19 protein-coding genes, 1 tRNA gene and 1 pseudogene are annotated in these 17,753 nt (G+C 39.7%); 12 read left to right on the forward strand and 9 right to left on the reverse strand.

Annotated elements, in window-relative coordinates; translation table 11 throughout:
• Window positions 1-28 precede the first annotated feature (28 nt).
• The 8 genes from argC to BDD43_RS14495 form a co-directional block, all read right to left on the reverse strand.
• Window positions 29-1,048, reverse strand: coding sequence for an N-acetyl-gamma-glutamyl-phosphate reductase (gene argC, locus BDD43_RS14460; RefSeq protein WP_121198347.1), 1,020 nt, complete (start codon window positions 1,046-1,048; stop codon window positions 29-31).
• Between the two features lie 16 nt (window positions 1,049-1,064).
• Entirely contained in the window at window positions 1,065-1,520 is a 456-nt protein-coding gene (locus BDD43_RS14465) for a GNAT family N-acetyltransferase (RefSeq protein ID WP_121198348.1), read from the reverse strand.
• 6 nt (window positions 1,521-1,526) lie between these two features.
• Complete coding sequence (locus BDD43_RS14470) at window positions 1,527-1,901, reverse strand: cupin domain-containing protein (protein WP_246001581.1); 375 nt, start codon at window positions 1,899-1,901, stop codon at window positions 1,527-1,529.
• 14 nt (window positions 1,902-1,915) lie between these two features.
• On the reverse strand, window positions 1,916-3,112 hold the full coding sequence (gene argG, locus BDD43_RS14475) for an argininosuccinate synthase (RefSeq protein WP_121198349.1): 1,197 nt from the start codon (window positions 3,110-3,112) through the stop codon (window positions 1,916-1,918).
• Between the two features lie 75 nt (window positions 3,113-3,187).
• Window positions 3,188-3,829: a GNAT family N-acetyltransferase gene (locus BDD43_RS14480; protein WP_121198350.1), complete on the reverse strand. Its 642-nt coding sequence runs from the start codon at window positions 3,827-3,829 to the stop codon at window positions 3,188-3,190.
• Window positions 3,830-4,468: 639 nt separating this feature from the next.
• The gene (gene porN / locus BDD43_RS14485) at window positions 4,469-5,572 is read right to left on the reverse strand and encodes a type IX secretion system ring subunit PorN/GldN (protein ID WP_121198351.1); all 1,104 of its coding nucleotides are present in this window, start codon (window positions 5,570-5,572) and stop codon (window positions 4,469-4,471) included.
• Window positions 5,573-5,617: 45 nt separating this feature from the next.
• Window positions 5,618-7,006 carry a T9SS ring complex lipoprotein PorK/GldK gene (porK, locus tag BDD43_RS14490; RefSeq protein ID WP_121198352.1) on the reverse strand — a complete coding sequence of 463 codons (1,389 nt, stop codon included), beginning with the start codon at window positions 7,004-7,006 and terminating at the stop codon, window positions 5,618-5,620.
• A 60-nt stretch (window positions 7,007-7,066) separates the two neighbouring features.
• Window positions 7,067-7,804 (reverse strand): hypothetical protein, encoded by a 738-nt coding sequence (locus BDD43_RS14495; protein WP_121197898.1) that lies wholly within the window; start codon window positions 7,802-7,804, stop codon window positions 7,067-7,069.
• A 357-nt stretch (window positions 7,805-8,161) separates the two neighbouring features.
• Here BDD43_RS14495 and BDD43_RS14500 point away from each other — a divergent pair, with 357 nt between their 5' ends.
• The 12 genes and pseudogenes from BDD43_RS14500 (at window position 8,162) to BDD43_RS14555 (ending at window position 17,284) form a co-directional block, all read left to right on the forward strand.
• Window positions 8,162-9,043: an IS982 family transposase gene (locus tag BDD43_RS14500; protein ID WP_121196630.1), complete on the forward strand. Its 882-nt coding sequence runs from the start codon at window positions 8,162-8,164 to the stop codon at window positions 9,041-9,043.
• 222 nt (window positions 9,044-9,265) lie between these two features.
• Window positions 9,266-10,312: a fatty acid desaturase gene (locus BDD43_RS14505; protein WP_121198354.1), complete on the forward strand. Its 1,047-nt coding sequence runs from the start codon at window positions 9,266-9,268 to the stop codon at window positions 10,310-10,312.
• Between the two features lie 229 nt (window positions 10,313-10,541).
• Window positions 10,542-10,615 (forward strand) — tRNA-Pro (locus BDD43_RS14510).
• 309 nt (window positions 10,616-10,924) lie between these two features.
• Window positions 10,925-12,163 carry a site-specific integrase gene (locus tag BDD43_RS14515; protein WP_121198355.1) on the forward strand — a complete coding sequence of 413 codons (1,239 nt, stop codon included), beginning with the start codon at window positions 10,925-10,927 and terminating at the stop codon, window positions 12,161-12,163.
• A 99-nt stretch (window positions 12,164-12,262) separates the two neighbouring features.
• Entirely contained in the window at window positions 12,263-12,811 is a 549-nt protein-coding gene (locus BDD43_RS14520) for a hypothetical protein (protein ID WP_121198356.1), read from the forward strand.
• Between the two features lie 352 nt (window positions 12,812-13,163).
• Window positions 13,164-13,937: a hypothetical protein gene (locus tag BDD43_RS14525; RefSeq protein WP_121198357.1), complete on the forward strand. Its 774-nt coding sequence runs from the start codon at window positions 13,164-13,166 to the stop codon at window positions 13,935-13,937.
• 150 nt (window positions 13,938-14,087) lie between these two features.
• Window positions 14,088-14,384 (forward strand): helix-turn-helix domain-containing protein, encoded by a 297-nt coding sequence (locus BDD43_RS14530; protein WP_121198358.1) that lies wholly within the window; start codon window positions 14,088-14,090, stop codon window positions 14,382-14,384.
• Window positions 14,371-14,640, forward strand: a pseudogene (locus BDD43_RS14535) (helix-turn-helix domain-containing protein). The gene BDD43_RS14530 and the pseudogene BDD43_RS14535 overlap by 14 nt, the downstream one beginning before the upstream one ends.
• A gap of 36 nt (window positions 14,641-14,676) precedes the next feature.
• The gene (locus BDD43_RS14540) at window positions 14,677-14,982 is read left to right on the forward strand and encodes a hypothetical protein (protein ID WP_121198359.1); all 306 of its coding nucleotides are present in this window, start codon (window positions 14,677-14,679) and stop codon (window positions 14,980-14,982) included.
• 21 nt (window positions 14,983-15,003) lie between these two features.
• Window positions 15,004-16,704, forward strand: coding sequence for an RHS repeat domain-containing protein (locus BDD43_RS14545; RefSeq protein WP_121198360.1), 1,701 nt, complete (start codon window positions 15,004-15,006; stop codon window positions 16,702-16,704).
• 9 nt (window positions 16,705-16,713) lie between these two features.
• On the forward strand, window positions 16,714-17,067 hold the full coding sequence (locus BDD43_RS29715) for a hypothetical protein (RefSeq protein WP_147425644.1): 354 nt from the start codon (window positions 16,714-16,716) through the stop codon (window positions 17,065-17,067).
• Between the two features lie 22 nt (window positions 17,068-17,089).
• Window positions 17,090-17,284, forward strand: coding sequence for a hypothetical protein (locus tag BDD43_RS14555; protein ID WP_121198362.1), 195 nt, complete (start codon window positions 17,090-17,092; stop codon window positions 17,282-17,284).
• A 33-nt stretch (window positions 17,285-17,317) separates the two neighbouring features.
• Here BDD43_RS14555 and BDD43_RS14560 read toward each other — a convergent pair whose 3' ends face one another.
• On the reverse strand, window positions 17,318-17,716 hold the full coding sequence (locus BDD43_RS14560) for a helix-turn-helix domain-containing protein (protein ID WP_211339676.1): 399 nt from the start codon (window positions 17,714-17,716) through the stop codon (window positions 17,318-17,320).
• Between the last annotated feature and the right edge of the window lie 37 nt (window positions 17,717-17,753).

Below are 17,753 nucleotides of genomic sequence, written 5' to 3' on the forward strand. Positions count from 1 at the left end.
CTCGCAATGACGCTGTTTGTTTTTCAGCTCAAAAAGCTACCGCTTTTAATCTTAATCCGGAGGTTTCCTCCAATTCAAAAAGCAAATTCATATTCTGAACAGCCTGTCCGGAAGCACCTTTTAGCAAATTATCCATGATGCTCACAATAAATATTTTATTCCCATGCTTTTTAACCTGAATAAAACACTTGTTGGTATTCACAATTTGTTTTAAATCAATGTTGCGGTTAGTTACATGCGTAAACGGATGGCCTGCATAATATTCGGTATAAAGTTGAGTTGCTTCTACTTCGCTCAAACTGCTTTCAGTATAAATTGATGCAATAATGCCCCTTGTAAAATCTCCGCGGTAGGGCACAAAATTCAATGCGCCAACTTCTGTTGCGGACTGTAATTGCTTTAACGATTCTCCAATTTCGTTCAAGTGCTGATGATCGAACACCTTGTAAACCGATAGGTTATCATTACGCCACGTAAAGTGCGAAGTAGGAGCCAGGCTTTGCCCTGCGCCTGTAGAGCCCGTAGTTGCGGTAATGTGTACCTCGTTGGTTAGCAAACCTTTAGCAGCCAGCGGCAGCAACCCTAACTGCAAACAAGTGGCAAAACAACCTGGGTTAGCAATGTTTTTAGCCGTTTTAATAGCTTCGCGATTCAACTCGGGTAAACCATAAACGAATTGCCTAAAGCTCGGCTCCGGATCGGCAGTCAAATTTTGAATATTGAATTTTGAGTTTTTACTTAACCTAAAATCCTGGCTCAAATCAATTATCTTAACATGCGCCGCAATAGCATTTGCCTCTAAAAACTTCCGCGCATCGCCATGCCCAACGCATAAAAACAGCGCGTCAATTTCATCCGATATTTCGCCGCTGAATTTTAATTCGGTGTCACCAAATAAGTCGGTATGAACCTCATAAATATAGTTGCCCGCGTTGCTGTTACTATGCACAAAGGCAATATCAACATTGGGGTGGTTTATCAGGATGCGCAGTAATTCGCCGCCGGTGTATCCGGCTCCGCCAACTATTCCTGCTTTAACTTTTATCATCGTTTTATAGTTAATTTCAAGATACTGCTATCTTAAACATTAAAAAATCGTCACTCACTGGTTGCTCAACAAAGCCCATGGCTTTATATAAACTTTGAGCGGTATAATTATCTTTTGCTGTTTCCAGTTGTATAAATGTGGCCTGGTTATTTTTACCAAATTCCATCGCTGTTTTAATCAGACTTTCGCCGATGCCTTGTTTCCTGTGGGTCTCGGCAACAAACAAATCATTTAATATCCAATTTTTTGAAGCCCTTGCCGACGAATATTTGGGGTATAATTGCGTAAATCCAACCGCTATATCATCAGCATCAAAAGCAACAAATATTACCGACTCATTATTGCTCAATCGCGCATTAATAAACAATTTGGCCACTTCAATATCCGATGCCTGCTTGTAAAATACCCGGTAATTATCAAATAATTTTACTACCAAATTAGCTTCGTCGGCAAGTATCCTTTTAATAATCATCCCCAATTACTTCATATTGTGCCTGTCATTTTTTGTTGACGGCTGCGAGTACAATAAAAATTCCAGGTCAACATCGTCTTTATTACTAATAAAATGTTTTTGCCCTGGCTTAACTTCCACTCCCTCGTTAGGTTTTAAAACATGCTCCACGCCGTCGATATTAACCCAGGCCTTCCCTTTTAAAATAAAAAAGAACTGGTTTGCAATTTCATGATAGTGTAATTGCTCGCGGGTATCTGGCGGCATTAGCTCTTGTTTAACAGATAATGCATCGGTATCAACAAAATCCCAGCCGTAGCAATCATCGCCCCAAGTGTATTGCTTAAGGCAATTCCCTCTGGAAAGCACCATGGCTGTAATTTGATCTTCGTTGTTCATCATCTTTTAAATCCCTTTTACGAGTTTGGGGTGTTTACCTTGTGATATATCATTACCTGATTGCCAAATATTTTCGAAAAACCTTTTACGTCTTCGCCGCTCCAGGCATTGTTCATTTCGCCATAGCTGCCAAATTTATTCGACATCAAGTCATGATCCGATTCTATGCCAATAACCTGGAAGCGATACGGATTTAGTTCAACAAACACTTTACCACTAACCTGTAACTGTGTATCATTTAAAAAGGCCTCAATATTGCGCATAATAGGGTCGTGAAACTGCCCTTCGTGTAACCAGTTACCGTAAAAGGTAGATAATTGATCTTTCCATGATAACTGCCATTTGGTTAACGTATGTTTCTCTAACGTGTGGTGAGCTTTGATAATGATAATAGGTGCAGCAGCCTCAAAGCCAACACGGCCTTTAATACCAATTATAGTATCGCCCACGTGAATATCCCGACCAATGCCATATGGTTGCGCAATAGCCTGTAATGCCTGTATAGCTTTGGTAGGATGATCGTATTGTTTATCGTCGATGGCCTTTAGTTCGCCTTTTTCAAAGGTAAGTTCAAGTTTCCGGGGCTCGGTTTCGGTTATTTGTGTTGGCCATGCTTCCTCGGGCAATCCCAGGTTTGATGTTAGTGTTTCTTTACCACCAACTGATGTTCCCCAAATACCCTTGTTAATAGAGTATTTGTTTTTCTCGAAGTTCATTTCAACACCATGCTTTTTAAGGTAGGTAATTTCCTCTTCACGGCTTAGTTTTAAATCGCGTATAGGGGTCAATATCTGCACTTCGGGCACTAATATGTTAAATATCATATCAAACCTAACCTGGTCATTACCGGCACCTGTGCTGCCGTGGGCAACATATTCGGCATTTATTTCTTTGGCGTAATTGGCAATGGCGGTAGCCTGGCTAACACGCTCGGCACTTACCGATAGGGGATAGGTGTTGTTTTTCAATACGTTACCATAAATAAGGTAACGTATGCAAGTATTATAAAAATTGATAGTTTCGTCAACCACGTGATGGGATGTTACACCCATTTCGTAGGCGCGTTTTTCAACAGCCTTTAATTCGTCATCGCTAAAACCACCGGTATTAACAATTACCGAGTGTACCTCCATATCAAGGTCGCGGGTTAAATAGATGCAGCAGAAAGAGGTATCTAAACCGCCGCTGTAAGCCAATACTACTTTTTTCTTCATTGTGTTGTTTAGTCTATCGTCTTCAATTATTATTTACCTGTTGACTATATTTATTGTTTATAATCAATAGTTTAACTAATAATCCTGACCTATTTTTTTAAGTGCATTTTCTATCCGCTCAAGTAATGTTGCCTTGTGCGTAATTTTTTTCATTTTTTCTTCGTATTCTTTTTGCTTTTCGGCGGGGTCAAAAAGCATAGCCGTGCACATGCAGTTTTTACGGCCCTTGCTCATCAAAATATCATAGTTTACGCAACTAGTGCAACCATGCCAAAAATCCTCGTCCTGGGTAAGTTCCGAGTAGGTAACCGGTTCATAACCTAGGTCGGAGTTTATCTTCATCACCGCCAGGCCTGTTGTTAGGCCAAATATTTTGGCATGCGGATATTTGGTGCGCGAAAGCTCAAAAACCCGCTCTTTAATGGCCTTGGCCAAACCCACTTTTCTAAATTCGGGGTTCACAATTAGGCCCGAGTTAGCCACAAAATCGCCGTGGCTCCAGGTTTCTATATAACAGAAACCAGCCCAGGTGCCATCTTTAAATAAAGCTATTACGGCTTTACCTTCCAGCATTTTGTTGGCAACATACTCCGGCGACCTGCGCGCTATACCTGTACCGCGTGCTTTTGCCGATTCGGCCATCTCATCACATATCTGCTGCGCATATTCAACATGTTGTCCGGTAGCAACCTGAATATCAAAATCTTGTATGGTCATTATTTTAGACGGAAATATTAATTGGAAAATTAAAGGGCTTTAACTGCCTTAATTGAAACAAATAATTTGAAAAAGAGTTGTTTTTTTCTTTTTCCATTTTTAGGTTGATTGAGCTATCAATCAAACCCGTGGAATATAAAGCCTTCGTCGGGACGTAGAGAATACAAAAACTGTAGAAACCAAAGCACGGGTTGCCGGAGCAAAAATTGCTCTGGTTGCCGACGTATTTAAGGTTTGCTTGTTCATTATATTAAAGTTTTTGTTAGCTTTAAAATTTAGTGCAAAATATGCTATAATTTTTTGATTATACAACACCAATCTAAAAAATGATATTCAGATAAACATTGCTAGTGTGTATCTAATTGCTATGGAAGCAAACAAGCAAATTTTTTAAATAAAAAGCAGCAATTTGATGCTCAATTTTATGATGTGATTGCCAAAAAGTTTACTCCGTTGCCATCAATTTTTTTGGCTTCACTGGAAAAAAAAATACTGGTTTAAAAGTACGATGAAGTGCGTTTTTAGCTTATACATTTAATTGCATAATCTAAAAAATTTATAGCGTGAAGGTGTGTCTCAAACGCAAAATGCCCGGAACTTAACGATCCGGGCATTTTGCGTTTGAGATTTTTAATATTTTTATTGCTTCACAGGCGTACCAGTGTTATTGTCATTAGTTGTTTTTTTAGGTTTGGTAGTTTTGGTTTTATCGGGTACCGAAACGGCAGTAATATCGGTGCGGTAGTTCCACATGTTTTTCTTGTAATCGGCCAGTTTCTTTTCTATACGGGCCGCTTCTTTTGCCTGGTCTTCAGGGGTTTTCATGTAGTCCTTAATGCGGTTGCCTTTCGGGTTGGATTCCTCAACAATTACGCTGTTGAACTGGCGCTGCAGGAACATATCATCCATACTCACGTCAAACATATTGTGGTCCGGGTCTGATACGTCCATTTTGGCAAATACAATACGGCACTGGCTGTAGCGCAACCAGCATACCGGCTGTGTACCCACGGTATCGCCGTTTGATAGTTTCAGGGTAATTAGGGGTGCAATACCTACAATATGGGTTTCTACCTTGGCCCGTTGTTTATCGTAGTAAACATCTTCTTTAATGCGGTAACCTACCACTTTATCCGGACTGAAATCATTCAGTTGCTTTACGCTGCCTATCTTGTTACCATCCTTATCCAGTTGGTCAACCAGTGCGGTATCTACCAAATGGCCCATCAGCTGGTTATACGTCATCGGGATGGTAAATGCATCACCTGTAGGGTTAATTTTGGTTACGGCAGTAGGGTCATAAGCTGTGATGATGTGATCTTTAACGCCCTGTAAAATAGCTTCGATGAGGGTGGCGCCTGTGGTATTAAACTTGGCATTACGGGCATCTTTAAAGCTGATATCGCGTTTATACTGGTGGTAGTATTTGATGTTATTGGGGCTTGGCTCAAATATTGGGAAGGGCCTGGCCTTGGTTAGCACAACGCTTTTCAAATACCCGTCTGCACTATCAGGCACCGATCTGATGGTGTCTATCTTATTGTTTGCCGGCAAAACAACCACGGGGTTAACTGCAGCTTTTGCTGTAGTATCAACCGGTTTTGGTTTGGGTTTTGTTCTTACCGTGTGAATTGTTCTTTTAGCCGTGGTACGGGCCTTTGCTTTTTTCTTTTTGGTTTGGGCCATCAGGGTTAAGCTTGCCGCTAATGTAATAAACAAAACAATAATAAATTTCTTTTTCATACTGGGTACGTTGCTGTTCCTATTCAATTTTACTTGCCTTTGTCACTATTTTCCGCTTGCCTTTACTTTGGCGTTCTTGTCCTTTTTGGGAGCAAGGTATTTCCGGGTTCCTACCTGTTCGGTAATCAGATCCGGAGCTGCCATTGTACACCTGAAGCCGATGTAAGAGTGGGCCACATTCTGTACTTCGTAATTACGGGTTGCCGTATTCAGGTCGGTTGCATTATCTTTCCATGATCCGCCTCTTACTACTTTACGTTTCATCACGTCGGCATCCTCATCTGTTGCATCCAGTAACAATACCGGGTCGCGGTCTTCAACAAATTCAAAAGCCGAAGGGCTGTAGGCATCAAGGGCCCACTCGGCTACGTTACCGGCCATGTTATACAGGCCGAACACGTTTGGCGCGTATGATTTTACCGGTACGGTTTGGATGGCTCCATCCCGGGTATAGTCACCTTCGCCCTGTTTAAAGTTGGCTATCGGTAATATCTTTTTTGTTTTCTTCTGGATGTATGACGGTACCACGTTCTGATCTTTGGACTGAACGTTGCCTGTTGCATTTTCCATGTTCTGCTCACCGCCCGATGCTGCATATTCCCACTGGGCCTCGGTAGGCAAACTGAACGAAAGGCCCAGTTCTACCAAACTCCTGTCCAGGGTGCTGGCACTGATGATATTTCTCCAGCCGGTATAGGCACGGGCCTGTTTCCAGGTTACGCCAACAACGGGGTAATTATCAAAGCCTTTCAACTGGAAATAGTTATTCACCAGAAAGTCTGACTGTGAATTCGGGAAATCTTCCTGCCAAACGTTATTATCGGGCATTATCTTGATGGTATCGGTTACTGATTTGCCTGCATTGGGCCCGCCTGCCTGCACATGTGTAAAAGCAAATTTGAGCATATCCTTGTTCAGCGTTTTCCTTCCGTTAACCATAGATACCAGGCCGGGGAATTTTTCGCTGTGCGACTGCCAGAACGGAACCTTACCATTGATATCGATATTGCGCCAGTTAATCATCCGGGCAACCGAATCGGCCTTAGCACCCTTGGCGCTGGCGGTTTTGCTTTTCAGCTTGGCGTTATAAAAGAATTTAGGGTCGTTTTTCAGATAGGTGGTCACAGCAACAGAATCGGCAACCCAATCCACAAATTTGCGGTATTGTTTGTTGCTTACTTCGGTCATATCCATAAAAAAGGAACTTAAGCTCACCCGGCGCGTGCTGGTATCGGCGTTTATAGAATCTTTTATGGTGCTGCTTTCGTATATGGTACCTGCCGGAATATAGATCATACCCGGAGGGGCGGTAAGGGTTTTACCCGTGTACGGCCTTACATCAGTTGGTACCTCATATATGATTTTTGACGTTTTACACGCACAAAACAATGCCGATCCAAGAATAATGGCTATCTTTCTATAATTTGCACTCATCTTTTATATTTGAATAATTAAATGGCTGTATCAACAAAACTACGCTCAGGAATTTTGTTATTAGAATTTATATTTTAAAGTTAATGATATCAGGGAATAACCGGTATAATCATGCTTGGTATATTGATCGGCCGGTCCGATTCCGTCAAGGTATTGATCCCGTGAATAATTGAACTGGTAGTTGGGGTTCAGCTCCAGCTTGTCTGCGCCGAGTATGCCGGGTAAATTAATATTGGTGCCGATGTTGATCGGTATAACGAAACAGGTTTTGTCCATTTGGGGGGTACTATAGCTTCCCTTGTTAGTTGAAAGCCTGTAATCGCCCAATGAAATGTGCGTCATCACTACACCTCCGCCAACTCCAAGATATATCTTTTTTATCACATCCTGCAAAGCGGTAGAAGTAGGGTAATCTTTAATGGCACCTACGCTAACGCGCACGCCCAAACTCACTGACGAATAATTATCGAGCGAAAAAGGAAAATATTGCCGGTTTGGCACCACATCCTGGCCCAGTAACTGACCCATTTGCCCTTCAACGCCAACGCTGATATATTGGGTAAAGTCGTAATCAACTTTAACCAGGCCTACGCCGCTTAAAGGATTGTCGCGGTAGTGGGCGTTTAAGATAGATACGCCGCCACCGATACCTATAGACAAGCCTCTTTTATGCTGGCCGTAATAATAGTCGACCTGGCTGTAGCCCCTATGCGGACAAAGAATACTTGCCAGCATAACTACCATAAATGAAAATAAGTATGTTTTATTTTTAAAAAGTAGATAAGTTTTAAATTTCATAGACTGCAATTTTCGTTTCGTAAAAATATCAAAAGAAATCGTTAAAACAAACAAATTAGGCATTTAACAATCAGGATAAAATTTTTTCGTGGTGTTTTTCGCTAAAAAGTTAATGAAAATGGTATTTGTATATAAATATTGTATTTTGATTCCTGTTGATTTTGGCTTATTGTGTAGTTAACTAATAATTAATTATATGTATTTTTTGTTTGCCTGTCAATTGAAATGTACATTCGCTAGGTTTAATCCACTTAGTGATTTAATTGTTAAAGTATAATACCCGTAGTGCATTATAAAGAAAGTTGTTCATTTCGCCAATAAATGGTATATTGTATTGACTGACAATCAATTACAAACATGAACAACTTGATTCAAAATTACACTTTTATTTTAGAAGAGTTTAGGAAACTGTCAATAAAAGAGGACTTTTATTACAAACCAGTAAGGCCAAGACTGTCTGATTTAGAGTTAATTACGTTAAATTTGACCGCTGAATATTGTGGAATAGATTCTGAATATCAGTTATTTAGAAACCTGAAAGGTACCCCGCTTGATATCTTGATCGAACGAAGTGTTTACAATAAGAGAAAAAGAAAATTGTTCCCGCACATAAATGAGGTGAGAAAAAAGCTTGTTCAGAAACTGAACGCTGTCCAGGACTGTTTCATTGTCGATTCAATGCCTTTAGAGGTATGTAAAAATGCCCGTGCAGCAAGAAGTAAAATCTGCAAAGAACAGGAATACGCTTTTCCAAACCATGGTTTTTGTGCTGCGCAAAGTTCGAGGTATTATGGATACAAACTGCATGCAGTTTGTTCAGTAGATGGTGTTTTTGAGAACTTTGACCTAAGCCCTGCTTCCGTACATGACATACATTACCTGAAAGATATACAACAACAAATGACTGATTGCGTGCTACTTGGAGACAAAGGCTATTTGTCCGCAGAGGTACAGGTCAATCTTTTTGAATCTGTAAACATTAGATTGGAAACCCCGATGAGAAACAATCAAAAGAAATTCAAACCGTATCCATACCTATTCAAAAAATCAAGGAAAAGGATTGAAACGCTATTTTCGCAACTGTGCGATCAGTTTATGATCAGAAGAAATTATGCCAAAACTTTTGAGGGGTTTAAGACAAGGACGTTAAGTAAAATAACTGCCCTGACCACCATTCAATACCTCAACAAATTTATCTTTAAAAGGAACATGAATCACATTAAAATAAATTTAGTCTGATAATGCACTACGGGTAGTATAATATAATTATCAATTATTTCACTTTTTCAATCTATCGAAGAAAATTACACTAATTATTTTTTTTTTATCAAAACTGTTGCTCATAAAGCATAAAAACTAAAGTGTGTCGTTATAATAGAATAACATTTATACATTAGCAACTTAGTAATTTAAGTTACATTGCTTACCCCAATTATTTAGCCTTTAATTAAAAAACTCAAAATGGCATTTTTAGATCATGCCCTGGAACCGCCTTCTTACGGTTGGCAGGACAACGAGGGAAACCTCATCAAACCTTCTCCAAATCAACTCTGGAAAGAGTTTTTTTTTCGTTTAAATGTATTTAAAGATCGTAAAAACTGGCTTGGCTTTTTTAGTTGGCTAAAGGTATTGTGCCTCGTTCCATTTTTTTTATTGTTTGTATTTAAATTCTTTAGCCTCTGGATGTTGCTGATTGCATTTTTATATAGCATGATTATAATGGGGACGCATGGCACTATTTGGTATCATAGATATTGTACACACAGAGCATACCAGTTTAAAAATAAATTTTGGCGTTTTTTCACTCAAAATTTAACGCTAAAGATTATTCCGGAAGAAATTTATGTTGTGTCGCACCATGTTCACCATGCAAAATCCGATAAGCCTGGTGATCCCTACAATGCCTTCGGTGGGTTTCTTTATTGTTTCTTGGCAGATGTTAACCATCAACCCATATCAAAAAGCCTGTCCTCTGAAGATTACGACCGTGCTGTACTGTTGATGAAACATACCGGGCTGAAAACCAATTGTTACAGTCAATACCAAAAATGGGGTTCATTGGCACACCCGGGTTTGGCTATTGTTTATTGGATTATTAATTGGGGCTTTTGGTATGGTATTTTCTTTTTGCTTGGAGGCCACGCTTTAGCATGCACTATTTTTGGAGCAGCGGGTTTTTGGGCCGTTGGTGTGCGTACTTTTAATTATGAAGGGCATGGCAAAGGCGAAGATAAGCGCCGGGATGGGGTAGATTATAATCGTAAGGATATGTCTATTAATCAGCTCTGGCCTGGTTTCGTGGCGGGGGAGTGGCATAACAATCATCATCTTTATCCTAAGAGCGCGCGTACCGGTTTTATGCCTTATCAGGTTGATTTTGCCTGGTGTTATATCAAATTTTTAAACATGATAGGGGGGGTAAGCTTTTATCGCGATAGTAAAAAGCAATTTTTGGAGCAATACCACCAACCCTACATGAAAAATAAAGAGGCAGTTACAAATTCTTGATAGGGGATTTCTGTGCTAAAAGAATTCAATTCGTTTTTGCGGCACTTATTTTGGATCAAAGATTTAAAAGTTGTAGAAGATGCTTTTTTTATTGTTGTATGCAATAGGTTGATTATCAGTTTTATTGAGTTGGTAATTAAAGATTTTTTAAATTGTGTTGTAAATTATTTCAAATACTATTTGCTAAAGCACTTTAAAATGCTACCTTTGCAATCCCAAACGGAACAAACGGGATGTAGCGTAGCCCGGTATCGCGCCACATTTGGGATGTGGAGGCCGCAGGTTCGAATCCTGCCATCCCGACTAAAGCGATACCAATCAGTATCAAAAAGCCTTTAAATCTATGATTTAGAGGCTTTTTTGTTTTATTTCAGCCCAATTCATTCAAGTTATATCAAGGAAAATGTGCCCTATTCGGTGCCCCAAATTTATCATTTATATTTGGGCACAGATAGCGCATTAAGTAACTGATAGTCAATTTGTTATTTGATTTATTTTGATTGGTTTTATTGCCCTTTGCAGTGCCCTTAATTCATGGGGCAATTCGCCCAACTGCCAAAGCATATTAAAACCTGTCAATCTGAAGCTATTGCAAAATAAAAATTGACGAATATGAAAACACAAAACAACACCTTTGGCGTGATCTTCTACTTAAGAAAGTATAAGGCGACCAATGACGGAAAAGCACCTATTTATGCAAGAATTACGGTTAATGGTCATCGTACCGATGTATCAGTAAAACGTTCGATTGATCCTGCAAACTGGAATGCCAATAAAGGTATGGCAAAAGGCAGCAAGGAAGAAGTGGTGAAATTAAATAACTTTTTGGAGCAGTATCGGTCAGGTATTGTAGAAAGCTATCAGAATTTGCTGCTACAAAAAAAGCTCATTACTTCCGAATTAGTAAAGGATAAATTTACTGGTGAAGACCAGGCAGAATTTACCGTTTGTAAACTTATTGAGTACCACAATACAGAACAAATCCAAGTGTTGGAGCCGGGGACGATGAAGAATTACTATACAACGCAAAAGTATATTCAGGAATTTATCATTGAGCGCTTCGGGACGAAAGACAAATACCTTTCTGAACTCACCTACAAATTCATTACGGACTTTGAGTATTACCTGCGTAACAGGACACCTGACAAGGGGCAGAAGCCATTAAATAATAACGGGCTTATGAAACACATCGAAAGATTTTGCAAGATGGTAAATCTTGCTGTCAGGTTAGAGTGGATAGACCGCAACCCGTTTCACGCATACCAATTAAAGTTCGATAAAGTTGAACGGGAGTTTTTAACTAAAGATGAACTGGCAAGAATTGAAAACAAACATTTTAATATCGTAAGGTTGCAGGTTGTCAAAGACCTGTTTATTTTCAGTTGCTACACTGGGCTTGCTTATATAGATGTTTTTAATTTAACCCCGGCCAACCTGGTTGAAAAATCCGCAAATAATATTTGGATTATGACTAACAGGCAAAAGACCAATGAGCCGGTTAAAGTCCCGCTATTGCCAAAAGCTTTAGAAATTGTCGAAAAGTACAAAGGCCATCCCCAGGCATTGGCCGAGGGAAAAGTATTGCCAACATTAAGCAATCAGAAACTAAACAGCTATTTAAAGGAAATTGCTGATATGTGCGATATAACTAAACCATTAACCTTTCATATCGCCCGGCATACTTTCGCCACTACAGTAACATTAACCAACGGCGTGCCGATAGAAACGGTAAGCAAACTTTTAGGCCACTCCAAACTGACCACCACGCAGATATACGCTAAGGTGATCGAAAGTAAGTTAGGCGATGATATGGCCCGACTAAGTGAGCGTTTAGGGCATAACAGATTTTAGCCCCATATTTCTGGTATGGGGCTACTTTCGATTATATTTGCTAAATACCCTGCCTGATAGTTTAGTCTTGCATAGGCAGTTGTCATAATTTTTCTAATAATGGGCAGACCAAAACGTAAACGTATAACAAAAGAACTGATAGGTGAAATCGTAGTAGATGAATTAGCCTTTTCAGAAAACATAGGTTCAAAAAATGCAAGGAAGATCGGTGAGAAATCCGAGCAGTTACACATTGAGATTTGGTTTGATAAGCATTACTTAAACCGCGTTCAGTTTGGCAGCGATGATGGTGAAAAGCGAGAGGGTATAGATGAAGAAACCATTAAAGAGTTGGTAAAACATTCGATTAGTCATTTGATAAACTATGCTTTTAAGGTGAAAAACTTTGCCTTTGTTAATTCTACAAACCCGGCCAGCCATTCACTACGTGTTGTTTTACAGAAAGATACAGCCGATGGGTTACTCAATGTTGCCGTTGGTTTTTACGAACGTAAGATAGGTAAATATGAAGTTACCGTGTTTACCGCTATGGTAACAGATACATTTAGAATAAGCGATGGTCAATATGTGATATTAATAGATGGTGACGAATCGAGCTTGAAGAAAATGGATAATAGACGGTTAATCGAGATCACGACAAATCCCTAAAACCTTTTATTACCGTTTCCGTTAACACAGTACACATTATAATTGAATTTTTTATTTGCAAAAATCAATGTTTGCATACAAAAAATCTTTATATTTGTATTAGTATTTGAGACAGGAGAAAAAGCTGGACAGCCTAACGGCAGGCGTTTTAACTGGACAGTCTCACAAGCCCCCTTCATTGGGGGCTTTGTTTTTTACACCATTTTTCCAATTATCCCCCTTCGTAAATGTTCATTAGTCCTCACTAAATATCTAATTATAATCTCCATTATCAAATCCCAGAGTTGACTGTAATAAACTAAAACGGAAAACTATCGTTATAGCATGTAATAGGAAATTAACAACCGAAGCCATGCCGAACCGATATTTTAAAGCCCGTAAACCGTTTGATCTCAACCCACATAAGTACGATATTGGTATTGTAACAGGATTGAAAAAAGGCTATGAGGATAACCTTTTTATTTACCGGCTATTCCAATTACCCGAACGAGAATACAGCTTGTATTACGAATATCATTTAGTTTATTACCTAAGTAAATTTCCTCAGGGTGAACGAGAGTTCTTTACATTCGTTTGGCAAATCGTTTTAAGGCGCATCCGTTATATAGAAACCAAAAATCCATTTAATTCAAGCCATGCTACGGACATGGAAATACTGGACAAGCTTTCCCGATTTCAAAAATACTTGCGCTCAATAGATCAATGGCATACCGAAAAGACCCTGCCGGAGATCATAGCCGAGCAGCACGAGGAAATTGTAAGGCAGAAAGAAGAAAACACTCAACTTAAAAACGAGTTAAAGGAAGCAAAGAAATTGGAAACAAAAGAGTACATAGATATTCCCGAGGGCTACCTGTTAACTTTCTTAGACCTCTGTCTAAAATTACAGTCCACTATCTTACCAGACAACCGTAAGGAACTTGTTTTTTCACAGACACAAATGGTATGGTGCAAGATGATAGCTAAGTATTTCAGAGAGGGCAACGAGGAAATCAACTTGGAAACCATACGCCGTTATTTTCCCGCAGACAAGGAAAATCCAGGCAAAAAGTATTCTGTTATACCGCCGCAAATGCGGCTTTTTGAAATAACACCATCCAAAAGGCGCACACATTCCGATAAATAGTCCCGGTGCTTTGCCAATCTTACCAACATAGGCAACATTTTATATTTCAGCAAGTTACATAACTATATCAACTTGCCTTATACAACTCCAATTTAACCACGCAAATCTGCGTGGTCATGCCCGCGCACCTTTTTTATATTTTTTTGTGGCATGACAATAATCAACTACGAGGCCCTTAGCCACTGTATCCGGGATGCAGTCAGGGCAGAATTACAACAACATTTAAAGACAGGCGGCAGTCCACCGCCTGATGACGAGCGGCTATTATCCAAACAGGAACTGGCCGAAGAGTTAGGCGTGTCATTGGTCACCCTAACAGACTGGATGAAAAAAGGCTTGCCCTTTTTACGCCTGCACAAACGGGTGTATTTCAAAAAGAGTGAGGTACTGAAGATCATGCAACAACAAACGAACGATAAGGAGGGCAAGAACAATGCAAACAGTTGAATTAATAACCAGGGAAGATTTAAAGCAGTTTAAAAATGAGATGCTGGCCGAGATGAAACAGCTTATCAAACCCGGCACTACAGGATAATCTAAAGAATGGCTGAAAAGTTACGAGGTCAGGCAGCTACTAAAAATATCGCCCGGCACCTTACAGAACCTTCGTGTAAACGGCACGCTTCGGTACACGAAGATTGGCGGACTCCTTTATTACAAACGCGAAGATATTACCAAACTACTGGAAGAAAACAGCAGGTAAAAAGCGGCATATCTGTATAGATGTAGCTCCCATCCTATGGGCGAAGAAGCAGCAAGATATTATTATGAAATGCAAATTATTGTTTCATTTTTTTATCAGTGCGGCTTTAGGAGCCGCTCTGCTGTCAGGGTCAAAAAGGTTTTGGCATGGCGCAAACAACTGTCCTTTTCTTGCAAAAGAAAGGGAGCAAGCGGAAGTTGGGCAGAGCCCTACTTTGCTTGCTTTTTGCGCTGCAAAAAGGGTTTGGCGTATCCTCCGGGGATACTTAAGGGCGTTTTCGCTGGCGAAAGAAAAGAAAAAAGGATACTTGGCAGTATCCCATATAACCAGATAAAGACATAGCTGTATAATGAGCGTGGATGGTTGAAAAATATCACTACAACAAACAGCAGCGGCGTTGCTACCAACGTGTTTAATCTACAGCTTAACTATAACGAGAATAACTCACAGCAATACAACGGTAATATCAGCAGCCAGGTTTGGAACAACGATTATCAGCCGCAACAGGTTTTTACCTACGCATATGATAACGTAAACCGGCTTGTATCCGGAACATCAGGCATTATGTCTGAAGGAAATATTGCGTACGACCAGTTGGGTAACATTACAGCGCTTACCCGCGATGGTAATACCATAAGTTATAATTATTACAACAGCAATAAAAGCAACAGGTTGTACAACGTATCAGGCGGTGGATTGAATACCGCTGTATATCAATACGACTACAATGGAAATACCATTATAGACGGATCAAAGAATAATATACAGATCAGCTACAACCTGCTGGATTTACCTGCGCATGTAAGCGGCTCACAGAATGTTGGCTTTACATATGACGCTACCGGCGACAAGCTGAGCAAATACAATGCCTCAACAGGCTTGTTTACGCAGTACATCAACGGGTTTCGATATGACAACAGTACTGGAACACAGCAAATCAACTTCGTAGCCACCGAGGAGGGACGTGCAGTACGCAGAAATGATGGCACCTTCTATTATGTTTATGATGTGGCCGATCATCTTGGAGATGTCAGAACATCTTTCCAGAAAAATCCATCAACACTTCAGTTAGACGTAGTTCAGGCTGACGATTACTATCCTTTTGGTTTAAGAAAAGCTCTTGTTTTTGGTAATAATAAATATCTTTACAATAAGAAGGAGCTACAAGATGAGCTTAGTCAGTACGATTATGGCTCGCGCTTTTACGATCCTGTGATAGCGAGATGGGGACACATTGATCCGAAAGCAGAGTTATATTTCCAGATTACACCTTATGCCTATGCAGCTAATACCCCGGTTAACGCTATTGACCCTGATGGCCATTTAGTAATTTTCGTGAATGGTCAGCATGCAGGTTCAGGTGGAACTCCTGGGTATTGGGGAGGCTTTAATAGAGCGGTGCAACAACACTTTAATGATTATAATCAAAATTATGCAGACAATTATGTGTCTGGTGGCTCTACTGATGTTTATATGAAAGGTGCTGTAAATGGTGCATTATATATTGATGGAGGATTAGGTGGGTGGAGTAACACGTTCAATCATTGGGGTTCAACACCATCTAATTTGAATGTTGATGATAGATTAGTGGCTGGATATGAGCATTCTGGAATTGATGTAGGTGATTTAATAAATAGTTTGCAAAGAACAAATGGTGTTATAACTGAAAGTATTAAAGTTGTAGCTCACAGTATGGGTGCGGCTTATGCAAGGGGGTTAATTGCTTCAATTGTTGAATATGTTAAAGCGCATCCCGAAGAAACTCGTGGATTAAGTATTACAGAGTATGATTTTGCAGCATTCCAGCAAAATGAATTACCTGCACCTGATCAAGGAGTAACACTATATCAATTTGACAATAAAGGTGATGCGGTTGTGGATGGCACATTTGGAAGAATGAACAATAGCCATCATGCACATGAAAAGGGCCGGGATGAAAAAGGAAGCAATGATAATGTTAACCCCAAAGGCGGGCATTCCATAACGGACTTTATGAAAGCAGTAAGCGGTCTCGCACCAGGAAAATACAAATATGAAAATGGTCAATTTGTTAAAACAGATTAATTTATGATTATGCAAGACACACCCCGAAGAAATATAATAGTAAGACTTTCAAGCAATCCAATGGGCGTTTATTTATTATGGTTCATTGCATTATTACTTTTTTGCATTATAGGGATTCCAATATTAAGATTAAGCATGGGTCATGCTGATGGCGAACAAGTGCCATTAACACTTTTAGGACACACAGCGAATATAGCAGTCATTGGTCTTATATTAATCAGCTTAGTGTCCCCAATTTTATATTGGGGATGGTATAAAAAATATATGTTTATTCCTTTAATCATTCCAATACTTTTAATCGGCCTGTTAGGTTATTGGTTAATAGATATATATATATCTAATGGGCATCATTTCCCATTGTAAACATAAACGTAACTTTTAGAGCATGAAAAATCTAATCTTACTACTGTTGCTAAACTTGGCTTTTACAGCCGAGGCGCAAACTGCGCAGCAAGATAGCGCTCACCGGCAATATCATCTTATGCGTAAAAAAGACCCTAAGCAAAATAATCCCTATGCTTTTGCTGATAGTACAAAGACTAAGAAAGCACCGGTAAAGCCCAAGAAAAAAACAAGCTAAATGAAGAAGCCGCCCGAATGGGCGGCTTTCTTGTTATATCATATTAAGGGCGTGGGCTAAAGTATCTTTCAATCTCTTTTTGGACACCAATGCATCGAGTATTGAAAAGAAAGCTGACTTTTCCTTTTCTTCAAGCTGATCTACTAAAGCCAGCTTTTCAAAGATGGATTTATCGTAAGAGTTTACCTCTTTAAATATATCATCCGCATTAACCAGCTCAACAAGGCCAACACCTAATGCCTTGGCTATCTTTTCAATAGTAGAGAAAGACGGGTCGGTTTTACCATTCTCAATACGTGAGAATTGTGCCTGATCCATTTCAAGCGCCAGTGCCACTTCCTTTTGTGAAAGGTTCTTAGCTGTTCTTGTTTTCTTTATTTGCTCTCCAATGTCCATGTAATGCCCAATAGCACATCTAATTTCGTCATTCATGCTTGATTATTCAAGCCTTTGCGATAATCTCCACTTT

The sequence above is a fragment of the Mucilaginibacter gracilis genome (genome assembly GCF_003633615.1).
In the GTDB taxonomy this organism is placed as follows: Bacteria; Bacteroidota; Bacteroidia; order Sphingobacteriales; family Sphingobacteriaceae; genus Mucilaginibacter; species Mucilaginibacter gracilis.

Bases quoted from the DNA above. Each gene is read 5' to 3' on its own strand.
- BDD43_RS14480 (WP_121198350.1), bottom strand. From the start codon at position 3,829: ATGACCATACAAGATTTTGATATTCAGGTTGCTACCGGACAACATGTT.
- BDD43_RS14540 (WP_121198359.1), top strand. From the start codon at position 14,677: ATGGGCGAAGAAGCAGCAAGATATTATTATGAAATGCAAATTATTGTT.
- BDD43_RS14500 (WP_121196630.1), top strand. From the start codon at position 8,162: ATGAACAACTTGATTCAAAATTACACTTTTATTTTAGAAGAGTTTAGG.
- BDD43_RS14555 (WP_121198362.1), top strand. From the start codon at position 17,090: ATGAAAAATCTAATCTTACTACTGTTGCTAAACTTGGCTTTTACAGCC.
- BDD43_RS14560 (WP_211339676.1), bottom strand. From the start codon at position 17,716: ATGAATGACGAAATTAGATGTGCTATTGGGCATTACATGGACATTGGA.
- BDD43_RS14495 (WP_121197898.1), bottom strand. From the start codon at position 7,804: ATGAAATTTAAAACTTATCTACTTTTTAAAAATAAAACATACTTATTT.
- BDD43_RS14520 (WP_121198356.1), top strand. From the start codon at position 12,263: ATGGGCAGACCAAAACGTAAACGTATAACAAAAGAACTGATAGGTGAA.
- argC (WP_121198347.1), bottom strand. From the start codon at position 1,048: ATGATAAAAGTTAAAGCAGGAATAGTTGGCGGAGCCGGATACACCGGC.
- porN (WP_121198351.1), bottom strand. From the start codon at position 5,572: ATGAAAAAGAAATTTATTATTGTTTTGTTTATTACATTAGCGGCAAGC.
- BDD43_RS29715 (WP_147425644.1), top strand. From the start codon at position 16,714: ATGCAAGACACACCCCGAAGAAATATAATAGTAAGACTTTCAAGCAAT.
- BDD43_RS14470 (WP_246001581.1), bottom strand. From the start codon at position 1,901: ATGATGAACAACGAAGATCAAATTACAGCCATGGTGCTTTCCAGAGGG.
- argG (WP_121198349.1), bottom strand. From the start codon at position 3,112: ATGAAGAAAAAAGTAGTATTGGCTTACAGCGGCGGTTTAGATACCTCT.
- BDD43_RS14515 (WP_121198355.1), top strand. From the start codon at position 10,925: ATGAAAACACAAAACAACACCTTTGGCGTGATCTTCTACTTAAGAAAG.
- BDD43_RS14465 (WP_121198348.1), bottom strand. From the start codon at position 1,520: ATGATTATTAAAAGGATACTTGCCGACGAAGCTAATTTGGTAGTAAAA.
- BDD43_RS14505 (WP_121198354.1), top strand. From the start codon at position 9,266: ATGGCATTTTTAGATCATGCCCTGGAACCGCCTTCTTACGGTTGGCAG.
- BDD43_RS14525 (WP_121198357.1), top strand. From the start codon at position 13,164: ATGCCGAACCGATATTTTAAAGCCCGTAAACCGTTTGATCTCAACCCA.
- porK (WP_121198352.1), bottom strand. From the start codon at position 7,006: ATGAGTGCAAATTATAGAAAGATAGCCATTATTCTTGGATCGGCATTG.
- BDD43_RS14530 (WP_121198358.1), top strand. From the start codon at position 14,088: ATGACAATAATCAACTACGAGGCCCTTAGCCACTGTATCCGGGATGCA.